We start from the raw sequence: 360 nt of genomic DNA on the forward strand, positions 1-360 counted from the left end.
TCCAAATGCGGAGGCGATGATGAGGCATCGCCCTTCCCGCGCTTTGGCAACAGCTCCTCTGTCTCGCGCTTGCGGCGATGCTGACCGGGTTGCTGCTGCGGCGCTTCGCCAGCAAGCGGATCCGGCCGTGAGCGAACGCGTTCTCGTTACGGGTGCAAGCGGCTTCATCGGCCCACATGTCGTCGCCGGCCTTCATGCGAAGGGATACAGCGTCCGGGTCGCCCAGCGGCGCGAGAGCCCCGTAGATGAGGGCATCGAGCGCGTGGTGATCGGCGATCTCTCCGAACCGGTGGATTGGCGCCCGGCTGTGGCAGGCGTCCGCCATGTCGTCCATCTCGCCGGCCTCGCCCATGCCGGGCC

The 360-nt window shown here is 67.8% G+C and carries 1 protein-coding gene; it reads left to right on the forward strand.

Translation table 11 applies throughout. From position 1 onward, the window contains the following. Positions 1–127: 127 nt before the first annotated feature. Positions 128–360 (forward strand): NAD-dependent epimerase/dehydratase family protein (locus tag AB4Y92_RS26735; protein ID WP_441822369.1); only part of this gene is annotated, 233 nt, incomplete at its 3' end.

The organism is Lysobacter sp. TAB13, from assembly GCF_052113885.1.
Lineage (GTDB): Bacteria > Pseudomonadota > Gammaproteobacteria > Xanthomonadales > Xanthomonadaceae > Lysobacter > Lysobacter gummosus.